Source organism: Aminobacter sp. P4_H6_2 (genome assembly GCF_056400805.1).
This window is the reverse complement of record NZ_JBFUKO010000270.1, coordinates 1-7,272: the sequence shown is the minus strand read 5'-3', so window position 1 is coordinate 7,272 and position 7,272 is coordinate 1. Positions and strand designations below refer to the sequence as shown.

At 63.8% G+C, this 7,272-nt stretch carries 6 protein-coding genes; 2 read left to right on the top strand and 4 right to left on the bottom strand.

The window, feature by feature from the left end; all coding sequences use genetic code 11:
- The 4 genes from AC1DUU_RS18595 to AC1DUU_RS18580 form a co-directional block, all read right to left on the bottom strand.
- Positions 1 to 2,130, bottom strand: a 2,130-nt coding sequence (locus AC1DUU_RS18595) for a malate synthase G (RefSeq protein ID WP_476784882.1), incomplete at its 3' end; no start/stop codon positions are given.
- A gap of 149 nt (positions 2,131 to 2,279) precedes the next feature.
- Positions 2,280 to 4,295, bottom strand: a complete 2,016-nt coding sequence (locus tag AC1DUU_RS18590; protein WP_476784881.1) for a hydantoinase/oxoprolinase N-terminal domain-containing protein — start codon at positions 4,293 to 4,295, stop codon at positions 2,280 to 2,282.
- 95 nt (positions 4,296 to 4,390) lie between these two features.
- Positions 4,391 to 5,020: a CDGSH iron-sulfur domain-containing protein gene (locus tag AC1DUU_RS18585; RefSeq protein ID WP_476784880.1), complete on the bottom strand. Its 630-nt coding sequence runs from the start codon at positions 5,018 to 5,020 to the stop codon at positions 4,391 to 4,393.
- A 621-nt stretch (positions 5,021 to 5,641) separates the two neighbouring features.
- The gene (locus AC1DUU_RS18580; RefSeq protein ID WP_476784879.1) at positions 5,642 to 5,842 is read right to left on the bottom strand and encodes a hypothetical protein; all 201 of its coding nucleotides are present in this window, start codon (positions 5,840 to 5,842) and stop codon (positions 5,642 to 5,644) included.
- A gap of 149 nt (positions 5,843 to 5,991) precedes the next feature.
- Here AC1DUU_RS18580 and AC1DUU_RS18575 point away from each other — a divergent pair, with 149 nt between their 5' ends.
- Together AC1DUU_RS18575 and AC1DUU_RS18570 are read left to right on the top strand one after the other, a co-directional pair.
- Positions 5,992 to 6,441 (top strand): hypothetical protein, encoded by a 450-nt coding sequence (locus tag AC1DUU_RS18575; protein WP_476784878.1) that lies wholly within the window; start codon positions 5,992 to 5,994, stop codon positions 6,439 to 6,441.
- Between the two features lie 125 nt (positions 6,442 to 6,566).
- Positions 6,567 to 7,238: a hypothetical protein gene (locus tag AC1DUU_RS18570; protein ID WP_476784877.1), complete on the top strand. Its 672-nt coding sequence runs from the start codon at positions 6,567 to 6,569 to the stop codon at positions 7,236 to 7,238.
- The last annotated feature ends 34 nt before the right edge of the window (positions 7,239 to 7,272 follow it).

The following is a 7,272-nucleotide window of genomic DNA, read 5'->3' as shown; positions in this document are numbered from 1 at the left end:
GTGCAGGACCGGTTCGGTGTAGCCGTTGGGCTGGGCGCGGYCTTCAAAGACGAGGTCGCAAGCGGCGCGGAAGGCGATCGACTGGTCGAAGTCGGGCGCCATCGGGCGATAGAGCGGATCGCCGACATTCTGGCGGTCGACGATCGCCGCCATGCGCTGGAGCGAGTCCATCACCTGGATATGCGAGCAGACATCGTGGCGCAGCCAGTTGGCGATGTGCTGGGAGGAGATGCGCAAGGTGGCGCGGTCTTCCATCAGCCCGATGTCGTTGATGTCGGGCACCTTCGAGCAGCCGACGCCCTGGTCGATCCAGCGCACGACATAGCCCAGGATGCCTTGCGCGTTGTTGTCGAGCTCGCGCTGGATTTCGTCGGGCGTCCAGTTGGGGCGGACAACGACAGGTACCGACAAGATGTCGTCGAGGCGCGCCTTGGGCCGCGACTTCAGCTCGGCCTGCACCTGGTGAACGTCGACCTTGTGGTAGTGGGTGGCATGCAGCGTCGCCGCCGTCGGCGACGGCACCCAGGCGGTGTTGGCGCCGGCTTTCGGGTGAGCGATCTTCTGCTCCAGCATCGCGGCCATCAGATCGGGCATCGCCCACATGCCCTTGCCGATCTGGGCATGGCCCGAGAGACCGCATTCAAGCCCGGTGTCGACGTTCCAGGCCTCGTAGGCCGAGATCCACGGCGCCTGCTTCATGTCGCCCTTGCGCACCATGGGGCCGGCTTCCATCGAGGTGTGGATTTCGTCGCCGGTGCGGTCGAGGAAGCCGGTGTTGATGAACACCACACGTTCCTTGGCGGCACGGATGCACTCCTTGAGGTTGATGGTTGTGCGCCGCTCCTCGTCCATGATGCCCATCTTGATGGTCTTTTTGGGCATGCCGACCAGGCGCTCGACGCGGTCGAAGATCTCGACGGCGAAGGCGACTTCCTCGGGGCCATGCATCTTCGGCTTGACGACATACATCGAGCCCGCACGGCTGTTCATGCGCCGGCCATTGGCGCCGACGTCGTGCAGCGCGATCAGTGCGGTGATCGCCGCATCCATGATGCCTTCGGGCACCTGGTTACCGTCGCGGTCGAGGATTGCAGGATTGGTCATCAGGTGGCCGACATTGCGCACCAGCATCAGCGAACGCCCAGGCAGCGAAACGGTGCCGCCATCGGGGCCGGTGTAGGAACGGTCGCCGTTGAGCTTGCGGGTGACTGCTTTGCCGCCCTTGTCGAAGGTCTCGGACAGGTCGCCGCGCATCAGGCCGAGCCAGTTGCGGTAAACCACGACCTTGTCTTCGGCGTCGACGGCGGCGACCGAATCCTCGCAGTCCTGGATGGTGGTGAGCGCAGACTCCAGCACCATGTCGGAGATGCCGGCGGGATCGGTCTTGCCGATCGCGCTGCCTCGGTCGATCACCACTTCGACATGCAGGCCATTCTTGGCCAGCACCACCGCATCGGGATTCTCCTCACCACGATAGCCGACGAACTGGTTTGCATCGCGCAGCGCCACCGAACCGGAAGCAGCGGCAATTACCAGCTTGCCATCAACAATCGAAAGCCCAGTCACGTCGGCCCAGCTGCCAGACGCCAGCGGCGCGGATTCATCCAGAAACGCCTTGGCCCAGACGATGACCTTGGCCCCGCGCTTGGGGTTGTAACCCTTGGTCTTCTCGGCGCCATCGGCATCCGAAATCGCATCGGTGCCGTAAAGCGCATCGTAGAGCGAACCCCAGCGCGCATTGGCCGCGTTCAGCGCATAACGCGCATTCATCACCGGCACGACCAGCTGCGGGCCGGCGACGGTGGCGATCTCGGCATCGACATTGTCGGTGGTGACAGCAAACGCCGGGCCTTCGGGCACGAGGTAGCCGATCTCGCTCAAGAACGCCTTGTAGGCGGCCATGTCGTGCGGCGCGCCATGCTTGCGGTACCAGGCATCGAGCTTGAGCTGGAAGTCGTCGCGCTTTTCGAGCAGCGCCCGGTTCTTCGGGCCGAGATCATGCACGATCTGAGCAAACCCCTCCCAGAACTTCGCAACATCGACCCCAGTCCCCGGCAATGCCTCCGCAACAACAAAGTCGTGAAGTTCGCGGGATATGCGAAGGCCGAAAAGCTCAACGAGGTCGGTCATAATATAAGCTCCAAAATTCCGGCGCCACTGCGGCGGTCAAAACAAGGTTTTCGGGCGTTTGGCACGCAAAGTGCGCAGGGTCAATTCGTGCAATGCTGCGAGGCGCCATTTGACTTGGCGCCTATCGCCGCAGCGAATCGGTTTAGCCGTCAGACCGCTATCCGGGGACGGCCTGCGGCAATCGCCACGACATGCGCCTCGATGAACATACGCTGCCCCTCGACCGTCGACACGTTTATCTCGGTAGCGATCTCGACCTCGGCCGTATCGGTGCCGGCATCGCTGGCGCGAACGGCAACGATGGCGCGCGCCTCGGCTTCGGCTGCTGCCATCGCACTTTCCTCATCAACGAAGTCGCGCAGGATTTCACCTACCGAAAGCCGGAACAGCCCTTCCTTGGGCTGGCTGACACGCGCCTCGGCCGTCACGCGCACCTGTCCGACCACGGCACCGAGTGCGTTGGCAACGTCGGTATCCTCAGGCACTACGCATTCATTGCCGACCAGGGGCGGCAAGCCGGCATAGTGTAGGGGCGCCGAGGCGCCCAACCCAATGACCGGCCGGTCGAGCGCGACCGACAACCGGGCGATGCCTTCGTGGCCATCGACTGCACGCTGGACCAGAGCGTGAGCGACGGTCGCCGCACCATCGAGCCCGTCCTCGGCGAATGCCGTTTCCAAGATGACTTCGGCAGAGATGCGGGTGAGCGTTGCCAGCACGCGCTCGGACAATGCTTCGGGGGTCGCTGCGATCGGCTGGCCGCGTCCATCGCGCTTGCGGGCAAAAAGCTCGGCACCAAGACGAGCGGCGGTTTCATCCCAATTAGCCTGCCTGCCCAACACATGGGCGGCATCGGAGGGGGTGAAGCCACAGACATGGACCAGCCCGCGCGACACCAGGCGGTTGAGTGTGGCGCTTTGGGCATTGGAGGTCAAAAGCCGGTCGATGGGCAGCGGCACCGCGGTGATCGTGTCGTAGAGCTTAGCCTCGGGCGCCGTCAGGCCAGCGGCGAGATGTTCCGGCACACCGGTGCGGACGGCGAAGCGGCCATCCATGCGGCCCGGATTGGGAGCGCGCAGCTGGCGTTCCAGTTCGCTCGTCACCGCCTCGCCATGCATCATGCCGGCGAGCGCCAGCGGCACCAGACGGCGCGGCCCAAGCGACATTTTTGGCTTCAGGCCGCCGTCTTCCAGCGTCACTTCCGAATCGCCACCGAGGCCGAAGGTGCGCATCGCAACCGCCTCGACCATGGTGCGGAAACCACCGACGGTGGCGCCTTCGGGGTCGAGCCGGGGGCGGCCGTGGTCGAGCACGGCGACGTCGGTTGTGGTGCCGCCGATGTCGGAGACGACCGCGTTGTCGAGCCCGGTCATGTAGCGGGCGCCGACGAGGCTCGCGGCGGGCCCCGACAGGATAGTCTCGATCGGGCGCTGGCGGGCGAATTCGGCCGACACCAGCGCGCCGTCGCCGCGCACCACCATCAGCGGCGCCTTGATCTTGCGTTGCTCCAGGAAGCCCTCGGTTGCGGCAACAAGGCGATCGATCATCGAGATCAGGCGGGCGTTGAGCAGCGTCGTCAGCGCCCGGCGCGGGCCGCCGAGTTTGGAAGAAAGCTCGTGGCTTGCTGTCACCGGCAGGCCGGTCTTCTGGCGGATCAGGTCGCGCGCGGCGATCTCATGCGCCGGGTTGCGGGTGGCGAAGTAGGCGCAGACGGCAAAGCCCGAGACGGATTTCGCCAGTTCCGGCAATGCTGCCTCAAGCTCGGCCAGTTCAAGCGTGCGGGCATTGCCGTGTACGTCGTGGCCGCCGGGGCACAGCACCAGCGGATCGGAGCCGAGCGCGGTCTTGAGGCCATCGCGGGAAAGGTCGGCCTCGGAAAAGCCGATCATCACCAGCGCCACGCGTCCGCCCTGGCCCTCGACCAGCGCGTTGGTGGCGAGCGTCGTCGACATCGACACCAGCTTGATGGCGGCGGGGTCGACATGGGCCTTGTCCAGCACCGCGTCGACCGCGCCCGAAATGCCGACCGCCAGGTCGTGGCGGGTGGTCAGCGCCTTGGCCTTGGCGACGACGCCGTGATCCTCGGACCACAAAACGGCGTCGGTGTAGGTGCCGCCGGTGTCGATGCCGAGGAACAGGGGCTGCGGGCGAGATCTGGCGTTCATTCGCTGGTGGTCCGGGGCTTTTTCCAACTGTCCCGCTCTAGCCGATATGGCCGGCAAAGGGAAACCGGCCAGCGCTGGCTATCGACCGGGTCAGCCTACGCCACGAAACCGATCTTCTTGTGCGTGCTGTCGCAGAACGGCTTGTTGGCCGAATGGCCGCAGCGGCACAGGAAAACCTTGGTCGTGCGCTCGACGGTGTGGCCGGTGCCGGTGACGATCTCGATATTGCCTTCAAGCTTGAGGCTGCCATTGGGCTGCGGGGTGATGACCAGCGGGCCGTCACGCGCGGCGAGCGGCTGGGATTCCTTGAGCGGCGGCTCGCCGGTTGCGGCAAAGCCAGTCTTGCTGTGGCTGCCGTCGCAAAACGGCTTGTTCTGGGACGCGCCGCAGCGGCACAGCGTGGCGCGATGAAAGGTCTCGCCGCCGAGCACGATCTCGGCATGGACGGCCAGCGGGCCGTTCTCGCGCACCCGCACGATGTTGACGACCGGCGGCGCCTCCTGCTGCCCGCCGTCCTTGCGGCGATAGGTGATCGCGCCCGAGGGGCAGCTTTCGGCGATCGCCACGATCTGCTCGACCGAGGCCGCGTTGGGGTGGATCCACTCGCCCGGCGCGTTGGGCTCGAAGACATGCGGATTGCCGAGCACGCAGTTGCGCGAATGGATGCAGCGGCGACCGGAGAACCCGACATCGATCTTCTCGCCCTCGACCGTGCCCTTGGACATTTCGTTCCGCTGCCTCCGTGCTCGGATGCCGAGCTTATCGCTGCGGCGGACGCTGGCAAGGGTCATTGCGCAATCCGCTCAGCCCTTCGCTGTCGCTTCGGGCGTTCGTTGCTCGAAAAGCCGAGCAATTGGCTTTTCGTCCGCTGCGCGGACCGCTTCTCACCCCATCCGGCGATTTCTGTCTCCGCCCGTTCCGCTTCCGCGGACCGCCTGGCGGGCATTATCGCCCGTTCGGCAGCCCCACTAGCGCTCGTCCAGCGCACCCCGGGCGTGGTCCCGGGAGGGGAACCTTTTGGCGGAGCCTCCCCGGGCGGCGGGTACGTCAACCCGCTGCCGGAGGCGCCGGTTCCTCCCCACTGACCACCGTCGCGACCGGCGTTCCCGTGGGAGGAACGAGGTGAATTGTACGGCAGGTTTTTGGGGCGTGGAGAAACGGGGGCGGATTTCCACAGGGGATGGAGACAGGGGGTGACAGCCCAACCGCGTGGGCTGTGTTCCTTCGCGCCCCCCTCTGGTCCTGAGCCTGTCGAAGGGCCAGAGGGGGGCACGAAGGAATGGGACGCAAAAGAAAAAGCGGAAAAAACTTTGGAAGCGTGGAGAAGTTTCCCCCGCTCTCTCCCCTCAGCCCCGCGCAATCTGCTCGTCCTGCTCGACCGTCAGCGGGGTGACGCCTGCCGGCAGCGGCTCGACGTCAGGCTGCTCGATCATCGGCGGGACAGCAGCCGGCGCGGGCGTGACGGCAACAGGTGCCGACGGCACCGGCCGGGGGCTGGCGCAGGCGGAGAGAGCCGCAAGGGCAACAAGGACGGCCAGGAATTTCATGGAGCCGGCGTTAGGAGGAAGGTGTGGCGTTATCGCGGCGGCACACAAGCCGACGGCACGGCCCGCGTCAAGCGCGCTGTCCTGACAACTCCTGACAGAAGCCTGTCAGGATGGGTCGGCTATACTGTGTTGATCACAAGGAGGCAAAGATGAGCGGTTTTGACGATTTCGATTTCCTGATCGGCGACTGGACCATCACCAACGAGCGTTTGCGCGAGCGGCTGAAGGGCTCGAGCGAATGGGAGAATTTTTCGGCGACGTCGCGGGTGGAAAAGGTGATGGAGGGCTGCGGCAACCTCGACCAGATGGCGGTGCCGTCGCGCGGCTTCACGGGCATGACGCTCAGGCTCTACAACCCCGAGACAAGACTGTGGTCGATCTACTGGTCGGACACCAAAAGCTGCCGGTTGTTTCCGCCGATGGTCGGCAGGTTCGAAAACGGGCGCGGTGAGTTTTATGGCGACGATATTGAAGGCGGAGCGCCGGTGCGCGTGCGGTTTTTATGGACGGGAGGGGCTAGCCCGCGCTGGGAGCAGGCGATGTCGGTGGATGGTGGGGAGAATTGGGAGTTGAACTGGGTGATGCGGTTTGAGAAGTGAGCGTAAGAGACTCCACCTATATAGCGCCAAGTGTATTCGCAAATATCACTGGCTTTCTATTTCGATCCGAATCAGACGAGATATGTTTTCGTTGAGATTTTTCTTCGCCTGCTGAGGATCGTTCGATGTCATTGGAACGGGTTCATTTGAGGAAGCTACTGACCCTTTTCTATTTGCCGAAAGCACAACGCATCACCGCGCTGCGCAGTGACATAAGAGAAAGCATCAAGAAGGATAACGGCATCAAATCCAGTGGCGGCGATTTTCACGTGCCGTTTTGGACTGATGCCAAGCTCCACGCCGCTGGCAGCGGCGATCTAGCTTCGCTGACGCAGGGCCGCATTGCTGCCAACAAGAGAAGCCGTTGGCGACTTTATCCGCCGTTGGCCGAAGGCTTTCTGACGTGGTGGAACGAGAAACGGCGCTGGATCAATGAGCCATTTCAGATCCTAGACCAGAGCGTCAAAGCACAGTTTACCGTGGAATCCCTCGGGTGCGTCGTGAAGGTGGAGAACCTCTTATCGGTTCATATCGGGGACAGCTCCCACAGGTTGGTTTACCCCTATTTTAGCGAAGAGCCGGAACTCTCCAAGGAGGCGGCTCGTATCGGCATATGGCTCCTAGGGCGGGCATTGCCCCAGTTCGATGTGGCAAGCTTCCGAATACTTGATGTTTTGCGAAGCGAGTCTTTTGGCACCCTCGACTGCCCGTTGCAGGGAGACGAGGAGGAGCTGTTCCTCCGAGAGTACAAATCGATTTTGAAAGATTGGCAAACGCTGCGAAGCGAGTATCCATAGACGACATACCACCTATGGCGCCGTTGCATTAGCG